The sequence below is a fragment of the Streptomyces sp. NPDC090119 genome (genome assembly GCF_044747085.1).
Classification (GTDB): Bacteria; Actinomycetota; Actinomycetes; order Streptomycetales; family Streptomycetaceae; genus Streptomyces.
On sequence record NZ_JBIVDK010000007.1, the window covers coordinates 81,726 to 102,449 of the forward strand.

Consider the following 20,724-nt stretch of genomic DNA (forward strand, 5'->3'; position numbering starts at 1 on the left):
CGTTGACGTGCTCCGGCTCAGTCCTCGGGCAGCTCGACCGGCGCGATCTCGTCGTAGACGTCGCCGGGGCCCGGGTTGGTCGGGTCGGTCTCGCCGCCGAAGTGCCGCATGACGCCCCAGACCGCGTTCAGCGCGGTCTGGACCGCGCCCTCGGCCCAGCCTGCCGTCCAGGAGATGTCGTCACCGGCGAGGAAGACGCCCCGCTTGTCCTCGGGCAGCCGGTCCTGCATGAAGTGCGTGAACAGGCGGCGCTGGTAGCGGTAGTGGCCGGGCAGGTTGGCCTTGAACGCGCCCATGAAGTAGGGCTCGTTCTCCCAGGAGACGGTCACCGGGTTGCCGATGATGTGCTTCCGGATGTCGACCTTCGGGTAGATCTCGCCGAGCGACTTCAGCATGACCTCCATCCGCTCGTTCGCGGACAGCGGCAGCCACTTCAGGCTGTCGTCGCACCAGGTGTAGGAGAGGCAGATGACGGCGGGCTTGTCCGGACCCTCGTCCAGCAGGTAAGTACCGCGCGTCATGCGGTCGGTGAGCGTCATCGACATGACGTCCCGGCCCGTCTCCTCGTCCTTGTCCAGCCAGAAGGGGCGGTCCACGGGCACGAAGAGCTTGCTGGACTCCATGTAGTGGGTGCGCTCGATCGCGGTCCAGTGGTCGATCGGGAAGAGCGAGTCGTCACAGGCGATCTTGGAGAGCAGCATCCAGGACTGGGCGGTGAAGATCGCCGCCTGGTAGGTACGGATGTCGCCGTTCGCGTCGGTGACCGTGATCCGGTTGCCGGAGGTGCGGTTCAGCCGGGTCACGGCCGGGCGGGGCTCGCCGTTCACGTGCAGCGACGCCAGCGAGGTGCCGTAGGGCCAGTGGACGATCTTCTCCGGCTCGCGCTCCCACATGCGCAGCGGGAGCTGCTGGGAGCCGCCGACGATGCCCCGGTGGTGGTCGTCGGCCTCGGTGTAGACGACGCGCAGGATCTCCAGGATGGAGTTGGGGAAGTCGGTGTCCCAGCCGCCGGTGCCGAAGCCGACCTGGCCGAAGATCTCGCGATGCCGGAAGGACTTGAACGCCTCGGAGTCGCAGAGGAAGCCGTAGAAGGTCTGGTTGTCGAGCTTCTCGACCAGGTTCGCCCAGATCTCGCGGATCCGCGGCACGTCACGCTCGCGCATGGCGCGGTTCATGTCGGAGAAGTCGGCGCCCTCCTCCAGGCACTTGTTCCACGCGGCGGCGACGTCCCGGTAGACCTGCGGCAGGTCGGCGACGGTCTCCGCGTAGTGCGACTCGCCCTTGAGGTCCACCACGGTCGACGGGGTGCCCTCGGCCAGCGGGTTGGGGAAGGGGCGGGTGTGCAGCCCGACGAGGTCGATGTAGTGCTGCAGGGCCGTGGAGGACGGCGGGAAGCGCATCGCGCCCATCTCGGCGGTCAGCGACTCGTCGCAGCCCTCGAACCCGACCGTGCGCAGCCGTCCGCCGAGCTGGTCGGCCTCGTAGACGACGGGCTTGAGGCCCATCTTCATCAGCTCGTACGCGGCCACGATGCCGGACAGACCGCCGCCGATGACGGCGACCTCGGTGCCGTGCTCGGTCGCCGGTATCTGGCCGATGCCCGCCGGGTGGGCGAGGAAGTCGTCGTAGGCGTAGGGGAAGTCCGGGCCGAACATGGTGATCGGCGGCTGCTGCTCGTCGGCGTGCTCGACGGCGTTGGGCACCGTGGACGTCATGGGGTACGGACTCCTTGCGCGGAAGTACTGCGAGGAACTGTGGGGAGGGAGGTTCAGACGGTGAGCGAGCCGTACAGACCGGGTCGGCGGTCCTTCAGGTACGGGTTGGCCTCACGGGAGGCGGCCAGGAAGGCGGGGTCGGCGTCGGCGAACACCAGCTCGGCCGAGGCGCGCCCGGCGCGGACGCGGGCCACCCCGTCGGGCCCGGCCAGCGTGGTGAGCCCGACGAACTCGAACTCCCCTTCCTGGCCGACCCGGTTGACGTAGGCCACGTACATCTGGTTCTCGAAGGCCCGCACCGGGATCATCGACTCCGGCACGAACTGGTACGGGTGCATCTGCGCGGTCGGCACGATCAGCAGGTCGGTACCGGCCAGCGCGTGGGCGCGGACGTTCTCCGGGAACTCGACGTCATAGCAGATCAGCAGGCCCACGGTGAGGCCGTTCAGCTCGGTCTGCACGACCTGCCGCTCGCCCGGCGTGAAGTGGTCGCGCTCGAAGCAGCCGAAGAGGTGGGTCTTGCGGTAGTTGGCCAGCCGGGCGCCCTCGGCGGAGATGATCTGCGCGGAGTTGTACACCGTGTCGCCGTCGCGCTCGGGGTAGCCGTAGGCGACGGCCAGGCCGTGCCGGGTGGCGATGTCGGCGACCGCGTCGGCCGAGTCGCCGTCGGCGGGCTCGGCGAGGTGCGGGATCTCGCCGCCGATCGCGTACCCGGTCAGGAACATCTCCGGTGCGGCCAGCAGCCCGGCGCCCGCCTCGGCGGCACGGCCCGCGGCCTCGTCGAGGACCTTGAGGTTCTCGGCGACGGAGCCGGGGCGGCCGGAGCTCTGGAGCAGGGCGGTGCGCATGCGTGATCCTCACCGGAAAAATGGGGGTTCGGGGGGCATCGGGAAGCCAGTTAGACGGTACGGTCGGCGCGCTCACCCGGACAAGAAGCACCCGTTGCGCGCCGGTGCGCGGTTCGTTGCGTCGCCGGGCACCCGAACGGCGATTCATTGCGCGTGCCACGGATGCACGCGCGTAGAACTCGGCTACAGCTCGCGGAGTCGCGCCACGATCTCCCGCAGCAGTTCGGGGTCGGCGGCGTCGTGCACCGGGAGGCGGCGGGGCGCGTCGATGCGGATCAGGCCCTGTTCGGCGAGGTCACCGAGGAGGACGCGGACCACGGTGAGCGGCAGATCGGCGTCGGCGGCCAGCTCGACCACCGGGCGCGGGCCGCGCCGGACATGGCCGAGCAGCTCCGCGCGGGGGTGGTCGACGCCGGGGCCGTCCGGGCCGGGCTCCAGGGCCGTGACCCGGGACATCAGGTCGATGGCGTGCCGCTCCGAGGGCCGGGTGCGGCCTCCGGTGACGGTGTAGGGGCGGACCATCGCCCCGGTGTCCTCCTCGTACCAGTACTCCTCGTCCACCGCCGGTCACGGCGCCGAGCGGGCCGCGGCGTCCAGATGGCGGCCGAGGCGGCGGACGAGGAGGGCCATCTCGTGGGCGAGCTGCCCCACGTCGGTGCGGGCCTCGCAGAGCACGGCGAGCCTGCTGCCGTGTCCGGCGGGGGTGATGAAGAGGTAGGCGTCCTCCAGCATGACCATGGTCTGCCGGACCTCCCCGGCGGCGAACCGGTCCCCCGCCGAGTCGGCGAGCCCCTGGAGGCCCGAGCAGACGGCGGACAGATGCTCGATGTCGCGGCGGCGCATGCCGTCGGAGCTGCTGAGCGGCAGCCCGTCGGCGGTGAGGAGCACGGCCTGGCGTACGTGTTCGGTGCGCGACACGAGATCGTCGAGCAGCCAGCCCAGGTCGGTGCCGGGCGCGCCCTGGGGCACGGCCGGGTTCTCCGGGTTCAGATCGTCACCGTACATCGTCGGTGTCCGTCCCTTCGTCGGCGTTGACGTCGGCGGGCAGGCCGTTGCGGCCGTTGTGCAGCCCCCGCTGGAACGCGGCGAACAGCGCCCGCATCTCCTCGGGGTCGGCCGCGCCGAGCGGGGTGTCGTCGGCGGGCGGCGGGTCGGCGCGGAGTTCCGGGGCGAGGGACGCCTGCCGGGTGCGGGTGGGCAGCGCGGCGGTGCCGGGCGACGCCGATATCGGGGTGCGCACCGGTCTGCGGGGGCTCGGGGGCGTGGGGGCCGGGCGGCCCCGAGCGGGTTCGACGGTCGCCAGCACCCCGGCCGGGAGCAGCACCGTGGCGGTCGTGCCCCCGTAGGGGGATTCCCCGAGGCTCACCTCGATGCCGTGCCGGGCGGCGAGGCGGCCGACCACGTACAGGCCGAGCCGGTCGTGCCGGGTCGGGTCGAAGGCGTCGGGGTCCCGCAGGGTGCGGGTCGCCTCTTCGCGCTGTCCGGCGTCGAGGCCGAGGCCCCGGTCGTCGACGCGCAGTACGAGGCGGCCGTCCTCGTGCTCGGTGCGCAGGGTGACCTCGGTGTGCGGGGGCGAGAACAGGGTGGCGTTCTCCAGCAGTTCGGCCAGCAGGTGCGCCACGTCGGCGACGGCGTCGGCCGCGATCCCGGCCCCCGGCATCGGCGGCACGACCACCCGGGCGTATGCCTCGATCTCGCCGACCGCCGAGGCGACCACGTCCGCGACGGGTACGGGTCCGCGCCAGCGGCGGCCGGGTGCGGCACCGGAGAGGATGATCAGGCTCTCCGCGTGGCGCCGCATCCGGGTGGTGAGGTGGTCGATCCGGAACAGCTCGCGCAGCACGTCCGGGTCGTCGGTGCGCCGCTCCAGGGTGTCGACGAGCTTCAACTGCCGGTGTACGAGCGCCTGGTTGCGGCGGGCGATGTTGAGCAGCACCGCGGACAGGCCCCGGCGCAGGGCGGCCTGGTGGACGGCGGCCTCGACGGCGGCGAGCCGGGCGGTGTTGAAGGAGCGGCCGACCTGGCCGATCTCGTCGTCGTACACCTCGCCGGCGGCCAGCGGCGGGGCCTCGGCAACCGCGTCGACCCGCTCACCGGCGCTCAACCGGCGCATGACGTCGGGGAGTTGTCGGGTGCTGAGCAGGTCGGCCGCGTCGCGCAGGTTCTCCAGCCTCCGGGAGACGCGCCGGGCACCGCGTACCGCGAGCCACAGGGAGAGGGCGGCGGCGACCAGCCCGACCGCGCCGACGACGGCGGCCTTGGTCAACTCCCGGTAGGCGAAGGCCCGTCCGCGCGCGGCGGAGTGCTCGGCGGCGCTGGAGCACAGCCGCATGTAGCTGTGCACGGCCCGGTCCGCGACCGAGCGCCAGGTGCCCGCGGCGACGGCCTGGTCCGCGCCGCCGACCCCGGCGGTGAGCAGGGCGTCCTCGGCGCGTTCCAGTGCCCGGTGCAGGTCGCCGTCGCGGAACTCCTCGTACCGGGCGTAGGAGTCGGCGGGCAGCTCGGGCGCGTAGGTCCGCTCGAAGAGGCGGCGGTCCTCGATGGCGGCGGTGAGCAGGGCGTACTGCGGTGCGGTCAGGGTGCCCGCGGCCCGTGCCCCGGCGACCAGGGCGTCCTCCCGGGACACGAACTCCCGGACCCGGACCAGCTCGATGACGGTCTGGGACTCGCGGGCGAGCTGTCCGGCCTGGAGGGCGGTGAGCGCGGACTCGACGGCGAAGCCGGGTTCGACCAGGGCGTTGTACCGGGTGACGGCCTGGTCCCAGCCGATCCGCCGGGACAGGACGTCACGGCGCAGCGCCTCCAGCTTCGTGGTGGCGGTGGCCATGGCGTCCAGGGCCCGGCGCTGGCGGGCGGTGAGCCGGTCCCGGTCGCCGCTCGCGAGGGCCCGGCGCATGGCGGTGACCGCGCGGTCGGTGCGGCGCTGCTGGGCGAGGAGGGCTGCCGCCGGTTCGGTCGCGCGGGGGTCGCCGAGGTGGGCGGCGGACATCCGGCGCTCGATCTGGATCTGCCCGATCGCGGTGTCCACGGGGGTGCCGTAGTCCTCGTAGACCCCCTGGAGCCGGATCAGGGCCCGTAACTCGCCGGTGACGGAGACCATCGCGAAGCTCCAGAGCACGGTCAGGGCGAGGGCCGGGGCCAGGGCGAGGGCGATGATGCGGGCGCGGATGGTACGGGGACGCCAGACGGGCCGACGCATGCATCACCTGCCGGTTACCAGTCGGTAGAAAGTGCCGGTCAACCTACGGGATCGCTCCAGGGAGCGCAATGGTTACCGTAGGTAGCCCGGCCCCCGCGATCAGCCCGGCGCGCCCGACGAGAAGCGCCGCAGCAGCGGCGAGAGCACCAGCACCGACTTGGTCCGCTCCACGAAGGGCTCCCCGGCGATCCGCTCCAGGACCCGTTCGAAGTGCCGCATGTCGGAGGCGAAGACCTGGGCGATGGCGTCCGCGTCCCCGGTGACCGTGGAGGCGGCCACCACCTCCTGGTACCGCTCCAGACCGCGCAGGATGGTCTCCGGCGAGGTGTTGCTGCGGCAGTAGATCTCGATGTACCCCTCGGTCTCCCAGCCGAGGGCCGCCGGGTCCACCCGGACGGTGAACCCGGTGATGGCTCCGGTGGCCCGCAGCCGGTCCACCCGCCGCTTCACGGCGGGTGCGGACAGGCCGACCAGTTGCCCGATGTCCGCGTAGGAGCGGCGGGCGTCCTCGGCGAGGGCGTGCACGATGCGTTCGTCGAGATCGTTCAGCACAGGGGGTGGTTCACTTCGTCGGTACGGTCACTTCTCCTACGAAGTAGAACACGAGCCCCGCCCGTCCCCGCACCAGGAGCGCGCAGGTCGCGGGCGTGTGCGGGGTCAGCTCCAGCTGGCGTGCAGGGGCATGCCCTCGGCGTACCCGGCCGCGCTCTGGATGCCGACGATGGCCTTCTCGGCGAACTCCTCCAGCGAACCGGCACCCGCGTAGGTGCAGGAGGAGCGGACGCCCGCGATGATCGAGTCCACCAGGTCCTCCACGCCCGGCCGGGCCGGGTCGAGGAACATCCGCGAGGTGGAGATGCCCTCCTCGAAGAGCCCCTTGCGGGCGCGGTCGTACGACGACTCCTCCGAGGTGCGGTTGCGCACCGCGCGGGCCGACGCCATGCCGAACGACTCCTTGTACAGGCGGCCGTTGGCGTCCTGCTGGAGGTCGCCGGGCGACTCGTAGGTGCCCGCGAACCAGGAGCCGACCATGACGTTGGAGGCACCGGCCGCGAGGGCCATGGCCACGTCGCGCGGGTGGCGGACGCCGCCGTCGGCCCACACGTGCTTGCCGTACTTCCGCGCCTCGGCCGCGCACTCCAGCACGGCGGAGAACTGCGGGCGGCCCACGCCGGTCATCATCCGGGTGGTGCACATCGCGCCCGGTCCGACACCGACCTTGACGATGTCGGCGCCCGCCTCGATCAGATCGCGGACGCCCTCGGCGGAGACGATGTTGCCCGCGACGATCGGCACCCGCGGGTCGAGCGCGCGCACGGTGCGGACCGCGCTGATCATCGACTCCTGGTGGCCGTGCGCGGTGTCGATGACGAGGGTGTCCACGCCCGCGTCGAGCAGCTGCTTGGCCTTGCCCGCCACGTCGCCGTTGATGCCCACGGCCGCCGCGACGCGCAGCTTGCCGTCGGCGTCCACGGCCGGGGTGTAGAGGGTGGCGCGCAGGGCGCCCTTGCGGGTGAGGATGCCCGCGAGGCGGCCCTCGGCGTCGACGGCCGGGGCGTAGCGGCGGTTGGCCGCGTCCAGGGTGTTGAAGGCCTCGCGCGGGTCGATGTCGGCGTCGAGCAGCAACAGGTCGCGGGACATGACCACTTCGAGCTGGGTGAAGCGGTCGACCCCGCTGAGGTCCTGGTCGGTGACGACGCCGACCGGACGGTGGTCGCCGTCCACGACGACCCCGGCGTTGTGCGACCGCTTGGGCAGCAGGGCCAGCGCGTCGGCCACCGTCTGGTGCGGGGACAGCACGATCGGGGTGTCCAGCACGAGGTGACGGCTCTTGACCCAGGTGACGACCTCGGTGACGACGTCGATGGGAATGTCCTGCGGGATGACCACCAGGCCACCGCGCCGGGCCATGGTCTCCGCCATCCGGCGGCCCGCGATGGCGGTCATGTTGGCGACGACCAGCGGAATGGTGGTGCCGGTGCCGTCGGGAGAGCCGAGGTCCACCGCCTGCCGCGAGCCGACCGCGGAACGGCTCGGCACCATGAAGACGTCGTCGTACGTCAGGTCGTAGGCGGGCTGGATGTCATTGAGGAAACGCACGTGCCGCACATCCCGGTCGATCAGAGGTGACCCCCTGACGGGTGCGCCAGGGGGAAAGAGCACGTACCTCATTGTCCCATGCCAGGGGCCTGATCATGCCCCCGCTGAACCTCCAGGGACACCGGGTCACAGCTCGGAGGTTCCTCCAAGGGCAAGCATCACGTCGAGGAACGAGGTGCGGTCGACCGCCTCGGAGAACACGTCCCGCGCGATGCGCCACTCCTGCCCGTTCAGCTCGGCGAACGGCTCCCAGTTCCGCACGACGACCAGCAGCCCGCGCTCGATCGCGGCCGGGGGCCAGACGGTGTTGTCGGAGAGGGAGTCCAGCAGGGCGTCCCAGTTGCGGCCGAACCAGTCGGGCAGGTTCAGCGCGGTCACGACCTGGTCCATCAGTCCGGCCTTGTCGCGGACCCCCTTGAGGTCGAGGGTGACCGCGACCCGGTCGACAAGGTCTTCACTCATCTCAGCACCGCCCGGAACGAGTTGTAATGATCATCGGTGTAGTAGAACTCCCCGCCGTCCCCGGTGATCATGCGCCGGGCACCCCGGCTCCCGACGCCCGGGGTGGGCACGGTGTACTCGTGGTAGTAGCCACGCTGGTGCTTCGGCAGATGGCCCTCGAAGTTCCCGAAGACGATCCCGTCCCGTGCGTACGGATAGGGGCCGCCCTTGTCGATGAGGGCGAGGGTCCGCCGGGCCTCGGCGGGCAGCCGGGACTCCGGGACGGTGGCCATGCCCTCGGCCCACGCCGGGACCGAGCCGGTCTGCTGCGAGGCGGCCGGAGGCTCGGGGGCCGTGTCCATGCCGGCGCAGCCGGCCAGCAGGACACCGAGGACGGCGAGCACACCGGCGAACAGGCGTGCCCGGCCGCTGTTCCTCTTGAGGATCTGGGGGACGAACCGCGACAGCATGCCGCAGATGCTGCCACGGCGCGCCCGCCGTGGCAGCGTTCCGCCGGATTTCGGGCGGCCGGTCCTCAGACCCCGTCGGGGTCGGCGCGGCTGAGCGCGGCCTTCGGCGTGGGGCCCGCGGTGAGCAGGTAGTCCGCGGCCGAGGTGTCCGTCACCAGGCTGGTGACCAGCCCGGAGCGCAGCACCGCGTCGATCGCCGGGCCCTTGCGCTGGCCGCCCGCGATGGCCACGACCTCCGGGATACGGCGCAGCTGGTCGGTCTTGACCGTGATGCACCGCTCCCCCAGGTCGCGTCCGATGCGGCGGCCGTCGGCGTCGAAGAGGTGCGCGGACATCTCGGCGGCGACACCGAGCGAGGCGTAGTGCGCGCGCTCCTCGTCGCTGAGCATGTCGTGCACCGTGGAGATGCCCGGTTCCCAGGAGCCGATGGAGACGCAGGCGACCGTGACCTTGTCGAAGTACTCGAAGGCGCGGGCGATCCCGGTCTGGTTGCGCAGGGCGGCGGCGGTGGCCTCGTCCGGCAGCAGCATCGGCGCGTAGATGGGGTGGGCGTCGCCGCCGGACACCTGGGCGGCGCGGCGGACGGCCTCGACGGAGCCGCGCTCGGCGGTCCCGGCGTCGTACACGCCCGTCAGCTGTACCACCGTGCACGGCGGCAGCCGGTCGAGCGCGGCCGCCATGTGGATGGTGGAGCGGCCCCAGGCGAGGCCGAGGACAGCGCCCTCGTCGACGAGTTCACCGAGCAGTTCGGCGGCGACCTCGCCCAGGTTCTCCGGGTCGGGGGTCTCCTCGGCGTCGGCCGGGGACTCGACCACGACGGCGTGTCTGAGGCCGTACCGGGCGCGGAGCGCGTCCGAGCGCTCGGCGTCCAGTTCGGCCGGGACGCGGATCTCGATGCGGACGAGATCCCGTTCGAGGGCGGTCTCCAGGACCCGGGCCACCTTGAAGCGGCTGACGCCGAACTCCTCCGCGATCTGGATCTTGGACTTTCCCTCCAGGTAGAAGCGGCGGGCCATGGCCGCCGCCTGCACCAGCTCAGCGGGTCCCATCCGCATGGCTGACCGGCCCGCCGACATACCCGACACGGCGCTCTCCTCACTGCTGTTCACACTCTGGATTCGCCGTTCATCCTCGCAGATCCGGCGCCGCGCTTCCGCCCTGATGGGTGGCCTTCTCTCAACCGTTCACCTCGGCGTGGCTCAGTGGCCGCACGCCCAGGACGAATCGGCGATCGCGCGGTCCGCCTGCGCGCGCAGCACCCGGACCGCCTCGGCCGGGTCCTGGGCGCCGTACACGGCCGATCCGGCGACGAAGACGTCCGCTCCGGCCTCGGCGCAGCGCTCGATCGTCTCGGCCGAGACACCGCCGTCGACCTGCAGCCACATCTGCAGGCCGTGCTTGGCGATCAGGTCGCGGGTGCGGCGGATCTTGGGCAGCGTGATGTCGAGGAACGCCTGCCCGCCGAAGCCCGGCTCGACCGTCATGATCAGCAGCATGTCCAGCTCGGGGAGCATGTCCTCGTACGACTCGATCGGCGTCGCGGGCTTCAGCGCCATGGCGGCGCGGGCACCCTTGGCGCGGATCTCACGGGCGAGCCGGATGGGGGCGTGCGCCGCCTCCACGTGGAAGGTCACCGAGGAGGCGCCCGCCTCCACGTACTGCGGGGCCCAGCGGTCGGGGTCCTCGATCATCAGGTGGCAGTCCAGCGGGATGTCCGTGGCGCGGGCCAGGGACTCCACGACCGGGGTGCCGAGCGTGAGGTTCGGGACGAAGTGGTTGTCCATGACGTCGACATGGAGATAGTCGGCGCCCTCGACCGCCTTCGCCTCGTCGGCGAGGCGGGCGAAGTCTGCGGACAGGATGCTGGGGTTGATCTGCGCGGCCATGGGCCAAGCCTGCCATGCCCCTCCGGGGGGTGCGGCGTCGGCCCGGTGGAGGTGCGGTCGTTCTTCGGGTGCCGGCCCGGTGGGGGTTGTTCGCGCAGTTCCCCGCGCCCCTGGGTCGGCTGCCCTCAGCGGGGTTTCAGACGTGTCCCAAGTGCTTCACGCCGTGCGGCGGATCAGGGCCAGGTACATGGCGTCCGTGCCGTGTTTGTGGGGCCAGAGTTGGATGTCGGGGCCTTCGCCGAGGTCGGGGACGCCGGGGAGGAGGGGGCGGGCGTCGATGAGTTCGGCGTCGGGGTGCTGCTTGAGGAGGTCGGCGACCACCGCGCGGGTTTCGGCCAGGTGCGGGGAGCAGGTGGCGTAGCCGACCACGCCGCCGACGCGGACGGAGTCCAGGGCGGTGCGGAGGAGGGCGCGCTGGAGCGGGGCGAAGTTGTCGAGGTCCTCGGGGCGGCGGCGCCAGCGGGCTTCCGGGCGGCGGCGGAGGGCGCCCAGGCCGGTGCAGGGGACGTCCATCAGGACGCGGTCGAAGGTGCCGGAGCGCCACGGCGGACGGGTGCCGTCCGCGGTGATCACCTGGTAGGGGCCGGGGTTGCCCGCCAGCGCCTTGGCGACCAGGCCCGCGCGGTGCGGCTGCTTCTCGGCGGCGAGGAGGGTGGCGCCGCGTTCGGCGGCGAGGGCGGCCAGCAGCGCGGCCTTGCCGCCGGGACCGGCACAGCCGTCGAGCCACTTCTCGTCGGGGCCGTCCAGGGGCGCGTTGGCGAGGGCGAGGGCGACCAGCTGGCTGCCCTCGTCCTGCACACCGGCCCGCCCCTCGCGCACGGCCGTCACCGCGCCCGGCTCGCCGCCCTCGGTGAGCCGTACCGCGTACGGCGACCAGTCACCGGCCACGGCGGCGTCCTCGGTCAGCAGTTCCTCGGCGGTGGCCCGGCCGGGCCGCGCGACGAGGGTGACCTCGGGCCGCTCGTTGTCCGCCGCGAGCAGCTCCTCGATGCCCGCGCGGCCGCCGCCGAGGGAGTCCCAGAGTGCGGAGACGACCCAGCGGGGGTGGGAGTGGACGACGGCGAGATGGTCCTCGGGGTCCTCGTCGTAGGGCGGCGCGACCAGTTCCAGCCAGCCGTCCAGGTCGTGCTGGGCGATCTTGCGCAGCACGGCGTTGACGAACTTGGCCCGCCCGTCGCCGAGCACCACGCGGGCCAGCTCGACCGAGGCCGACACGGCGGCATGGGTGGGGATGCGCGTCCCGAGCAGCTGGTGGGCACCCAGGCTCAGCACGTCGAGCACCGGCGGGTCCACCTCGCGCAGCGGCCGGTCGACACACCGGGCGATGATCGCGTCGTACGTGCCCTGACGGCGCAACGTGCCGTAGACCAGCTCGGTGGCGAGGGCGGCGTCCCGCGCGTCGAAGTCGCCGTTCTCCCGCGCCTTGCGCAGCAGCGGGGGCAGCACGAGGTTGGCGTAGGCGTCCCGTTCGTCCACCGCGCGCAGCGCGTCGAAGGCGAGGACGCGGACGGGGTCCTTCTGGGGGCGCCGGTAGGGCTTGGCGGGCCGCTGCGGCCGACGGGACTGCTCGCTCACGAAAGGTGCTCCGGATGTGCTTCAGGGGGGTGCGATCACCAGCGTACGTCGGCGGACCGTCACCCCCCACTCGCGGGGTGTCAGCCGCCGAGCGTCTCGCCCTCGCCGATCCGCGCCCCGCGCGCCCAGTCGGCGGCCCGCATCGGCTTCTTGCCCTGGGCCTGCACCCACAGCAGTTCGACGGCGTACGAGCCGGTGCCCACGTGCACGCTGTTCTTTCCGACGGCGAGCTGACCCGGCGCGAGGTCGGTCCGCTCGGGCACGGGCGTGACCTGGACCAGCTTGAGCCGCTCGCCCCGCAACACCGTCCACGCGCCGGGGGCGGGCGTGCAGCCGCGCACCACCCGGTCGACGCGCAGCGCGGGCGCCGCCCAGTCGACCTTGGCGTCCTCGACCGTGATCTTCGGCGCGAGGGTGATGCCCTCGGCGGGCTGCGGTACGGCCTTCAGGGTGCCGTCCGCGATGCCGTCCATGGTGGCCGCGAGCAGCCCGGACCCGGCGAAGGCGAGCCGGGTGAGCAGGTCGCCGCTGGTGTCGGTGGGGCGGATCTCCTCGGTGACGGTGCCGTAGACCGGGCCGGAGTCCAGGCCCTCCTCGATGAGGAAGGTGGCGGCGCCGGTGATCTCGTCGCCCGACATGATCGAGTGCTGCACGGGCGCGGCTCCGCGCCAGGCGGGCAGCAGCGAGAAGTGCAGGTTGACCCAGCCGTGGGCGGGGATGTCGAGGGCGACGCGGGGCAGCAGGGCGCCGTAGGCGACGACCGGGCAGCAGTCCGGGCCGATCTCCCTCAGGCGCTCCAGGAACGCCGGGTCGCGGGGGCTGACCGGCTTCAGCACCTCGATCCCGGCCTCCTCGGCCCGCTCGGCCACGGGCGAGGCGACCAGCCTGCGGCCCCGCCCGGCGGGCGCGTCGGGCCGCGTGACGACGGCGGCGACCTCGTGCCGCCCGGAGGCGATCAGGGCGTCCAGGGCGGGAACGGCGACCTCGGGGGTACCGGCGAAGACGAGCTTCATGGGCGGGATCGAGCCTCTCGATCGACGGCGGACGGGCAGCGGACCAGTCTATGACGGCGGGCGAATGTCAGATCGCCGCAGGCGCCGTTCCCCGCCGCCCACCCGCCCGAGGCCGCCGACGGCGACAGGCCCCCACATGTCGTCCAGCCTCCCGGCCGACAGTGAACGGGTGGTGCGCGGGTGGGAGACCCCGGCGTACAAACACACTCCGCACGCCCCCACCCCGTGACCAGCGGAGCGTCCACGCGTTGGTCAAGAGAGAGTTGACCACTTCGGGCCGCTCAAGCCCCCGCTTCAGCCGCCCACTTCCTTTCAACGCCGGTTCGAGAGGCTTGTCCATGGCCGACCACGCAACCCACGACGCCCAGGCCCGTGCCAGCCTGCACTTGCTGGTGCGGGACATCGAGCGGGTCCGCCGGCAGGTGGACGCACTGCGCACCCTCACCGCCCAGCTCGGCAACGTCTACCGCCCCCGCCGCTCCGGCCCGTCGACCGGCTTCGTCGTCTACGGACGCGCCCCCGCGCCGACGGTCCGCCTCGCCCAGGAACTCCGGGACAGCGTCGAGACCCTGGTGACGGCGGCTGTGGACTTCGACCGCTCGCTCGGCTTCTCCTGGGACGCGGTGGGTTCCGCGCTCGGCGTCACCAAGCAGGCCGTGCACCGCCGTTACGGCGCCCGCCGGGCCGCCGCCCAGGCCGCGGCCGATGCCGAGCGGGCCACCGAGCCCTCGGGCACCCGCACCATCAACACCGGCATGCCGACCGTCCCGGCGGCCCGCTCCATGCCGACCCAGCCGACCGCGGGCAGCTCCACCCTCCGCGACGACCCACGGCCGCCCGCCTTCCCCGGCCCGCGCAGCAGCGGCTGACCCGGCTCACCCCGCGCCCTCCCGGCACCGCCCGGGAGGGCGTTCGCACGCCCGGACACGCGACGATGCCCTGCCCGCCAGGGCCTCAGCCGATGTCCGGCGGGTCGACCCGCACCCGCACCGGCTCCGCGCTCCCGCGGGCCATCCGGGCAGCCTGGGCCGTCTTGAGGGCGGCGGCCAGTGCGGCGCCGCTGCCGGGCGGTACCCGGATCAGCGCCCGTTCCCAGCTCTCCCCCGGCGGTGGCGCGCCGGGCCTGCGCGGGCGGCCGGGCAGCGTCGGGGGCAGCGGTACCGGACCCAGCACCTCGGCGTCCGGGGGCGACTCGACGGCGGCGAGGAACTCGGCGACCGCCTGGGGCGTCCCGGACACGGCCGCCATCCGCGACACCGGGGGGAAGCCCAGCTCGGCCCGCTCGGCCAGCTCGCGCACCGCGAACCCGACCGGGTCCCACCGCACCAGCGCCTGCACCGGCCGCAGGGTCGGCTCGGCCACGACCACGACGGTCCCCCGCTCCCCCTGCGGCCGGACCAGTGCCGCCGCCCCGATCCACCGGCGCAGCGCGTCCTCGCCGGAGCGCAGGTCGGGACGGCCGAGCATGGCCCAGCCGTCGAGCAGCAGCGCCGCCGCGTAACCGCCCTCGGCGACCGGCTCGGCGCCCGGTGTACTCACGACCAGGGCGGGCGCGTCCGGCACGGTGTCGAGGACATGCTCACGGCCGGAGGTGCGTACGGGGACGGCGGGGAAGGCGCGCCCCAGTTCCTCGGCGGTGCGGCGCGCGCCGACGACCTGGGCGCGCAGCCGGAAGCCGCCGCACTCGGGACAGTGCCAGGAGTGCTCCTCGCGCCCGCACCACTCGCAGCGCAGCGCCCCGGCGTCCTGCGCCTGGAGCGGCCCGGCGCAGTGCGCGCACCGCGCGGGCGCCCGGCACTGGGCGCAGGCCAGGCGGGGCACGTATCCGCGCCGGGGCACCTGCACCAGCACCGGGCCGGTCTTCAGCCCCTCCCGGACGGCCTGCCAGGCGAGGCTGGGCAGGCGGGCGGCGCGGGCGGCCTCGTCGCGGGCGAGGTCGGTGTCCCCGACGGTGCGTACCAGCGGCGCGGTGCGGCGGACCTGGTCGCGCCCGGCGGTCAGGGGGCGCGCCCAGCCGCTCTCGACGAGCTGGGCGGCCTCCACCGTGCAGCTCCAACTGCCCACCAGGAAGGCGCACTTGTCGAGGGAGGCGCGCAGCAGCAGGACGTCGCGGGCGTGTGGCTGAGGGGCGTGCTGTTCGCTGTGGCTGTCGTCGCCGTCGTCCCAGATGGCCACGAGACCGAGGTCCTGGACGGGCGCGAACATGGCGGCGCGGGTGCCGACGACGGCCCGTACGGAGCCGCGCCGTACCGCGAGCCACTGCGCGTACCGCTTCTCGGGTCCGGCGTCGGCGGTGAGCAGCGCGTGGCGGCCCTTGCCGAGTAGGTCGGTCAGCGCGGCGTCGACCCGTGCGGCGGTGCGGCCGTCGGGGACGACGACCAGCGCGCCGCGTCCCGAGGCGAGGGTGGCGGCGACGGCGCGGGCGATCTCCTCGCTCCACTCGGGTCCCGGCAGCGCGTTCCACACCGCGCGGGGCGAACCGCCGGAGGCCAGGGCGTCGAGGAAGGCAGGACCGTGCTCGTAGCGGGCCCAGGTGCCCGCGTCCGGGGCCGGGGGCGCCGGGAGGGGCTCGGGGGAGGCACGCTTCTCCGCGCGGGCGCTGCGCGGCGGCACGGCCAGTTGCAGCACGTCGGCGAGGCTGCCCGCGTACCGGTCGGCGACGGCGCGGGCGAGTCCGAGGAGTTCCTCGCCGAGCACCGGTTCCGGGGAGACGACCTGGGCGAGGGCGGCGAGCGGGCCCGCGTAGTCGGAGTCGTCACGTCGCTCGATCAGGTAGCCGTCGATCAGGCCTCCGCCCTCACGGCGCCCGTCCCGCACCCGGTGCCGCCCGGCGCCGAACCGCACCCGGACCCGCACACCGGGCTGCGCGTCGGCGTCGAGTTCCTCGGGCACGGCGTAGTCGAAGTAGCGGTCGAGGTGGAGCACGCCCTTGTCGACGAGCACCCGGGCGACCGGCCGGTCCTTGGCGAGCGCCGCCCCCCGCCAGGTGCGCGGCTTGGCGCGCGGTACGTCGGCGCCGCGCACGCTCTCCCGGATGAGCGCGAGCTGCTCCGGCGGCGGCCCCTCGGCCCCGCCGCCCCCCGGCCCGTTCTCGCTGCTCACGCTTGCATTCTTCCAAAGACCACTGACAGCACCGTCCGCGAGCTACCCGGAACACGCCGAGGCCCGGCGCCCCCGAAGGGAGGCCGGGCCTCGGTTCACGCGGTGCGGGTCAGACGCCGGCGGCCTTGCGCAGGGCGTCGACGCGGTCGGTGCGCTCCCAGGTGAAGTCGGGGATCTCCCGGCCGAAGTGGCCGTAGGCCGCCGTCTGGGCGTAGATCGGACGCAGCAGGTCGAGGTCGCGGATGATCGCGGCCGGGCGGAGGTCGAAGACCTCGTCGATGGCCTTCTCGATCTTCTCCGGCTCGATCTTGGCGGTGCCGAAGGTCTCCACGAACAGACCGACCGGCTCGGCCTTGCCGATCGCGTACGCGACCTGGACCTCGCAGCGCGAGGCCAGACCCGCCGCCACCACGTTCTTGGCGACCCAGCGCATCGCGTACGCGGCCGAACGGTCCACCTTCGACGGGTCCTTGCCCGAGAAGGCACCGCCACCATGACGGGCCATGCCGCCGTACGTGTCGATGATGATCTTGCGGCCGGTCAGACCCGCGTCACCCATCGGACCGCCGATCTCGAACCGGCCCGTCGGGTTCACCAGCAGGCGGTAGCCCTCGGTGTCGATCTTGATGCCCTCGTCCAGCAGCGCCTTCAGCTCGGGCTCCACCACGAACTCGCGGATGTCCGGCGCCAGCAGCGACTCCAGGTCGATGTCCGAGGCGTGCTGGCTGGAGACCACGACGGTGTCGAGACGGACGGCCTTGTCGCCGTCGTACTCGATGGTGACCTGCGTCTTGCCGTCGGGGCGCAGGTAGGGGATGGTGCCGTTCTTGCGGACCTCGGAGAGCCGCTTGGACAGGCGGTGCGCCAGGAAGATCGGCAGCGGCATCAGCGTCGGCGTCTCGTCCGAGGCGTAGCCGAACATCAGACCCTGGTCGCCCGCGCCCTGCTTGTCCAGCTCGTCCTCATCGCCCTCGACCCGCGACTCGTAGGCCGTGTCGACGCCCTGCGCGATGTCCGGGGACTGCGCGCCGATGGACACCGAGACGCCGCAGGAGGCGCCGTCGAAGCCCTTCTTCGAGGAGTCGTAGCCGATCTCCAGGATCTTCTCGCGCACCAGCTGGGCGATGGGCGCGTAGGCCTTGGTGGTGACCTCGCCGGCCACGTGGACCAGGCCGGTGGTGATCAGCGTCTCGACGGCGACGCGGGACGAGGGGTCCTCGCGGAGCAGCGCGTCGAGAATGGTGTCGCTGATCTGGTCAGCGATCTTGTCGGGGTGACCTTCGGTCACGGACTCCGAGGTGAACAGGCGACGGGACACAACGCTCCCTGGGGTTGCAGCGGCTGCTGTCTGATCATTGAAGGACCACGTCGGGAGCTGCGCCCAACGTCGTCCGTGAACAGTTTATCGGTCACACCTGCCCACAAGGCCACCTGTTCTCGACCAGCGAGAACGCTGTGACCTGCGGCACAGGCATTCTGCCCGCAGGCGCGCGGCGTTGGCCAGAGCCGCCACGCGCCATCGCGGTGTGAAAAAAAGACTCCGGGTGGCCGAAAACGACCGTCCCGTACGGCCCAGCCGGTTCAGCCGAGCCGGGCCGCCACCAGGTCCCAGACGGTGTCGGCCAGGGCCTCCTTCGGTCCGTGCGGGACGGCCGTCTCGGTGCCGTCGGCGCCGAGGACCACCGCCTCGTTGTCCGCCGAGCCGAAGGTCCTGCGCTCCCCCACCTCGTTCACCACGAGCAGATCGCAGCCCTTGCGGGCCAGCTTGGCGCGGCCGTTGGCGAGCACGTCGTCGGTCTCGGCGGCGAAGCCGACGACGACCTGGCCGGGACGGGCGCGCTCGGCGGCGACCTCCGCGAGCACGTCCGGGTTGCGGACCAGGGCGACCGGTTCGGGCTCCTGGCCGTCCTTCTTCTTGATCTTCCCGCTCGCGTAGACGGCCGGGCGGAAGTCGGCGACGGCGGCGGCCATGACCACGGCGTCGGCGTCGGCCGCGGCCTTGAGCACCGCCTCGCGCAGCTGGACGGCGGTGCCGACGCGCACGATGTCCACCCCCGCCGGGTCGGGCAGCTCGGCGTTGGCCGAGACCAATGTCACGCGGGCCCCGCGCGCGGCGGCGGTCCGGGCGAGGGCGTAACCCTGCTTGCCGGAGGAACGGTTGCCGAGGAAGCGCACCGGGTCGAGCGGCTCACGGGTGCCGCCCGCCGAGACCACCACATGGCGGCCCGCGAGATCGGGTTCGGCCACGCCCCGCGCCAGCACCCGGCGGCACACCTCGAAGATCTCGGCCGGGTCGGGCAGCCGCCCCTTGCCGGTGTCGACACCGGTGAGGCGGCCGACGGCGGGCTCGACGACGACCGCGCCCCGGCGGCGCAGGGTGGCCACGTTCTCCTGGGTGGCGGGGTGCTCCCACATCTCGGTGTGCATCGCCGGGGCGAAGACCACCGGACAGCGCGCGGTGAGCAGCGTGTTGGTGAGCAGGTCGTCGGCGAGGCCGTGCGCGGCCTTGGCGAGCAGGTCGGCGGTGGCGGGCGCGACGACCACGAGGTCGGCGTGCTGCCCGATCCGGACGTGCGGGACCTCGTGCACGTCGTCCCAGACCTCGGTGGAGACCGGGTTGCCGGACAGCGCGGACCAGGTGGGGGCGCCGACGAAGTGCAGCGCGGAGGCGGTCGGCACCACGCGCACGTCATGGCCCGACTCGGTGAACCGTCTGAGCAGCTCACAGGACTTGTACGCGGCGATGCCACCGCTGACGCCCAGCACGACCTTCGGCTTGTCCACCGTCTCCACCGTCTCTCCCCGGCTCCCCTCGGACTTTCGGGAACCTCTGACACCCATGACACACCACAGGCCCGGCAGCATGACTGCCGGGCCTGTGGATAAGTCAGCCGCGATCTGAAAGTACGACCGCGACCGGAAGGAACTACTGGACCGGGCCCTCGATGGCCTCGGAGGTCAGCAGACCGGCGTTGATCTCCCGCAGGGAGATCGACAGCGGCTTCTCGTGGACGTGGGTGTCGACGAGCGGACCGACGTACTCGAGGAGACCCTCACCGAGCTGCGAGTAGTACGCGTTGATCTGACGGGCGCGCTTGGCCGCGTAGATCACCAGGCTGTACTTCGAGTCGGTGGCCTCGAGGAGCTCGTCGATCGGAGGGTTGATGATGCCCTCGGGCGCGGTGATGGAAGAGGACACGCTCTGCCTTCCGATGGGTGGGAAAGATTCAGTCGGTGTGCGACTCGGGACGAACCGCCGTGACCGATGCGTCCGATTGATGGACGGCGGTCACGATCACACAACGTCCATCAAGGCTAGCAGCTCCCCGGCCACGTCCTCGACGGAGGTGTTGACCAGGGTCACGTCGAACTCGGGCTCGGCCGCCAGTTCCGTCCTGGCCGCCTCCAGCCGGCGTTCGATGACCTCGGGCGACTCGGTGCCGCGACCGGTGAGCCTGCGCACCAGCTCCTCCCAGGAGGGCGGGGCCAGGAACACCAATTGGGCGTCGGCCATCGACTCGCGGACCTGCCGGGCGCCCTGGAGGTCGATCTCCAGCAGCACCGGCTCGCCCTTCTCCAGCCGCTCCAGCACGGCCGCGCGGGGCGTGCCGTAGCGGTTGCCGGCGAACTCGGCCCACTCCAGCAGCTCGCCGTTGGCGATCAGCTTGTCCATCTCCTCGTCACTGACGAAGAAGTAGTGGACACCGTGCTGCTCGCCGGGGCGCGGCTTGCGGGTGGTCGCGGACACCGACAGCCATACGTCGGGGTGTGCCTTGCGCATATGGGCGACGACCGTGCTCTTGCCGACCCCGGAGGGGCCGGAGAGCACGGTCAGCCGCGGACGTGCGTCCGGGGGTACGGGGGACGTCCCCCGGAATGTTCCAGCCATGCAGCGATTATTCCAGCAATCCCGGAGTGCCCGGGACTCCGGTCCGGGCAGCGCCCGGACTCAGGAGCCGGTGCTGCCGAACTCACGCTCCAGGGAAGCAATCTGGTTGGAACCGAGGCCGCGGACACGGCGGCTCTCGGAGATGCCCAGACGCTCCATGATCTGCTTGGCGCGGACCTTGCCCACGCCCGGCAGGGACTCCAGCAGGGCCGAGACCTTCATCTTGCCGATGACCTCGTTCTCCTGGCCCTGCTTGATGACCTCGTGCAGCGAGGCGCCGGAGTGCTTGAGTCGATTCTTGACCTCGGCCCGCTCCCGGCGAGCCGCGGCGGCCTTTTCGAGCGCGGCTGCGCGCTGTTCAGGGGTAAGGGGCGGAAGAGCCACGCCTACGTCACCTCGGATGTCGAACTGTCGGATACGGACCGGTGAGGAACCTAGTCGCCCCACACCTGGGGAGGGACGAGCAACACGCTCGCCCGCTCTCAC

The 20,724-nt window shown here is 72.6% G+C and carries 20 protein-coding genes; 1 reads left to right on the top strand and 19 read right to left on the bottom strand.

All coding sequences use genetic code 11. The features are described from left to right. Window positions 1-17: 17 nt before the first annotated feature. The 13 genes from ACIPPM_RS27495 to fmt all read right to left on the bottom strand — a co-directional run bounded on the left by ACIPPM_RS27495 (window position 18) and on the right by fmt (window position 13,247). Window positions 18-1,715: a flavin monoamine oxidase family protein gene (locus ACIPPM_RS27495; protein ID WP_401452607.1), complete on the bottom strand. Its 1,698-nt coding sequence runs from the start codon at window positions 1,713-1,715 to the stop codon at window positions 18-20. 53 nt (window positions 1,716-1,768) lie between these two features. Beyond that, the gene (locus tag ACIPPM_RS27500; protein ID WP_401452609.1) at window positions 1,769-2,563 is read right to left on the bottom strand and encodes a carbon-nitrogen hydrolase family protein; all 795 of its coding nucleotides are present in this window, start codon (window positions 2,561-2,563) and stop codon (window positions 1,769-1,771) included. A 183-nt stretch (window positions 2,564-2,746) separates the two neighbouring features. After that, entirely contained in the window at window positions 2,747-3,124 is a 378-nt protein-coding gene (locus tag ACIPPM_RS27505) for a DUF742 domain-containing protein (protein ID WP_401452611.1), read from the bottom strand. Window positions 3,125-3,130: 6 nt separating this feature from the next. Next, window positions 3,131-3,568 (bottom strand): roadblock/LC7 domain-containing protein, encoded by a 438-nt coding sequence (locus tag ACIPPM_RS27510; RefSeq protein WP_393599730.1) that lies wholly within the window; start codon window positions 3,566-3,568, stop codon window positions 3,131-3,133. Continuing rightward, window positions 3,558-5,762 (bottom strand): nitrate- and nitrite sensing domain-containing protein, encoded by a 2,205-nt coding sequence (locus ACIPPM_RS27515; RefSeq protein ID WP_401452613.1) that lies wholly within the window; start codon window positions 5,760-5,762, stop codon window positions 3,558-3,560. The genes ACIPPM_RS27510 and ACIPPM_RS27515 overlap by 11 nt, the downstream gene beginning before the upstream one ends. Window positions 5,763-5,861: 99 nt before the next feature. Continuing rightward, a complete protein-coding gene (locus ACIPPM_RS27520; RefSeq protein WP_030810550.1) occupies window positions 5,862-6,314 on the bottom strand; it encodes an Lrp/AsnC family transcriptional regulator in 453 nt (150 codons plus the stop codon). A gap of 105 nt (window positions 6,315-6,419) precedes the next feature. Beyond that, entirely contained in the window at window positions 6,420-7,862 is a 1,443-nt protein-coding gene (locus ACIPPM_RS27525) for a GuaB1 family IMP dehydrogenase-related protein (protein ID WP_401452616.1), read from the bottom strand. A gap of 126 nt (window positions 7,863-7,988) precedes the next feature. After that, window positions 7,989-8,324 carry a barstar family protein gene (locus ACIPPM_RS27530; protein ID WP_401452618.1) on the bottom strand — a complete coding sequence of 112 codons (336 nt, stop codon included), beginning with the start codon at window positions 8,322-8,324 and terminating at the stop codon, window positions 7,989-7,991. Next, on the bottom strand, window positions 8,321-8,773 hold the full coding sequence (locus ACIPPM_RS27535) for a ribonuclease domain-containing protein (RefSeq protein WP_401452620.1): 453 nt from the start codon (window positions 8,771-8,773) through the stop codon (window positions 8,321-8,323). Before ACIPPM_RS27535 ends, ACIPPM_RS27530 begins: the two co-directional genes overlap by 4 nt. A 65-nt stretch (window positions 8,774-8,838) precedes the next feature. After that, complete coding sequence (locus ACIPPM_RS27540; RefSeq protein ID WP_401452622.1) at window positions 8,839-9,882, bottom strand: sugar-binding transcriptional regulator; 1,044 nt, start codon at window positions 9,880-9,882, stop codon at window positions 8,839-8,841. 90 nt (window positions 9,883-9,972) lie between these two features. Next, window positions 9,973-10,659: a ribulose-phosphate 3-epimerase gene (gene rpe / locus ACIPPM_RS27545; protein WP_030810562.1), complete on the bottom strand. Its 687-nt coding sequence runs from the start codon at window positions 10,657-10,659 to the stop codon at window positions 9,973-9,975. A 156-nt stretch (window positions 10,660-10,815) separates the two neighbouring features. Then, entirely contained in the window at window positions 10,816-12,234 is a 1,419-nt protein-coding gene (locus ACIPPM_RS27550; protein WP_401452624.1) for an RsmB/NOP family class I SAM-dependent RNA methyltransferase, read from the bottom strand. A gap of 80 nt (window positions 12,235-12,314) precedes the next feature. After that, window positions 12,315-13,247: a methionyl-tRNA formyltransferase gene (gene fmt, locus ACIPPM_RS27555; protein WP_401452626.1), complete on the bottom strand. Its 933-nt coding sequence runs from the start codon at window positions 13,245-13,247 to the stop codon at window positions 12,315-12,317. Window positions 13,248-13,585: 338 nt separating this feature from the next. On the opposite strand from fmt, the gene ACIPPM_RS27560 reads away from it, so the two are divergent. Continuing rightward, on the top strand, window positions 13,586-14,116 hold the full coding sequence (locus ACIPPM_RS27560) for a hypothetical protein (protein WP_401452628.1): 531 nt from the start codon (window positions 13,586-13,588) through the stop codon (window positions 14,114-14,116). 85 nt (window positions 14,117-14,201) lie between these two features. On the opposite strand, the gene ACIPPM_RS27565 is transcribed toward ACIPPM_RS27560, so the two are convergent. The 6 genes from ACIPPM_RS27565 to ACIPPM_RS27590 form a co-directional block, all read right to left on the bottom strand. Next, window positions 14,202-16,349: a primosomal protein N' gene (locus ACIPPM_RS27565; protein ID WP_401452630.1), complete on the bottom strand. Its 2,148-nt coding sequence runs from the start codon at window positions 16,347-16,349 to the stop codon at window positions 14,202-14,204. A gap of 109 nt (window positions 16,350-16,458) precedes the next feature. Next, window positions 16,459-17,667, bottom strand: a complete 1,209-nt coding sequence (gene metK, locus ACIPPM_RS27570) for a methionine adenosyltransferase (RefSeq protein ID WP_389004620.1) — start codon at window positions 17,665-17,667, stop codon at window positions 16,459-16,461. A gap of 263 nt (window positions 17,668-17,930) precedes the next feature. After that, the gene (gene coaBC / locus ACIPPM_RS27575; RefSeq protein WP_401452633.1) at window positions 17,931-19,133 is read right to left on the bottom strand and encodes a bifunctional phosphopantothenoylcysteine decarboxylase/phosphopantothenate--cysteine ligase CoaBC; all 1,203 of its coding nucleotides are present in this window, start codon (window positions 19,131-19,133) and stop codon (window positions 17,931-17,933) included. A gap of 142 nt (window positions 19,134-19,275) precedes the next feature. Further along, the gene (rpoZ, locus tag ACIPPM_RS27580) at window positions 19,276-19,548 is read right to left on the bottom strand and encodes a DNA-directed RNA polymerase subunit omega (RefSeq protein WP_401452635.1); all 273 of its coding nucleotides are present in this window, start codon (window positions 19,546-19,548) and stop codon (window positions 19,276-19,278) included. 96 nt (window positions 19,549-19,644) lie between these two features. Continuing rightward, window positions 19,645-20,238, bottom strand: coding sequence for a guanylate kinase (gene gmk / locus ACIPPM_RS27585; protein WP_401452637.1), 594 nt, complete (start codon window positions 20,236-20,238; stop codon window positions 19,645-19,647). Between the two features lie 60 nt (window positions 20,239-20,298). Then, the gene (locus ACIPPM_RS27590) at window positions 20,299-20,622 is read right to left on the bottom strand and encodes an integration host factor (RefSeq protein ID WP_030810589.1); all 324 of its coding nucleotides are present in this window, start codon (window positions 20,620-20,622) and stop codon (window positions 20,299-20,301) included. Window positions 20,623-20,724 lie beyond the last annotated feature (102 nt).

Bases quoted from the DNA above. Each gene is read 5' to 3' on its own strand.
- ACIPPM_RS27500 (WP_401452609.1), bottom strand. From the start codon at position 2,563: ATGCGCACCGCCCTGCTCCAGAGCTCCGGCCGCCCCGGCTCCGTCGCC.
- rpe (WP_030810562.1), bottom strand. From the start codon at position 10,659: ATGGCCGCGCAGATCAACCCCAGCATCCTGTCCGCAGACTTCGCCCGC.
- ACIPPM_RS27535 (WP_401452620.1), bottom strand. From the start codon at position 8,773: ATGCTGTCGCGGTTCGTCCCCCAGATCCTCAAGAGGAACAGCGGCCGG.
- gmk (WP_401452637.1), bottom strand. From the start codon at position 20,238: ATGGCTGGAACATTCCGGGGGACGTCCCCCGTACCCCCGGACGCACGT.
- ACIPPM_RS27510 (WP_393599730.1), bottom strand. From the start codon at position 3,568: ATGTACGGTGACGATCTGAACCCGGAGAACCCGGCCGTGCCCCAGGGC.
- ACIPPM_RS27495 (WP_401452607.1), bottom strand. From the start codon at position 1,715: ATGACGTCCACGGTGCCCAACGCCGTCGAGCACGCCGACGAGCAGCAG.
- ACIPPM_RS27530 (WP_401452618.1), bottom strand. From the start codon at position 8,324: ATGAGTGAAGACCTTGTCGACCGGGTCGCGGTCACCCTCGACCTCAAG.
- fmt (WP_401452626.1), bottom strand. From the start codon at position 13,247: ATGAAGCTCGTCTTCGCCGGTACCCCCGAGGTCGCCGTTCCCGCCCTG.
- ACIPPM_RS27515 (WP_401452613.1), bottom strand. From the start codon at position 5,762: ATGCGTCGGCCCGTCTGGCGTCCCCGTACCATCCGCGCCCGCATCATC.
- ACIPPM_RS27560 (WP_401452628.1), top strand. From the start codon at position 13,586: ATGGCCGACCACGCAACCCACGACGCCCAGGCCCGTGCCAGCCTGCAC.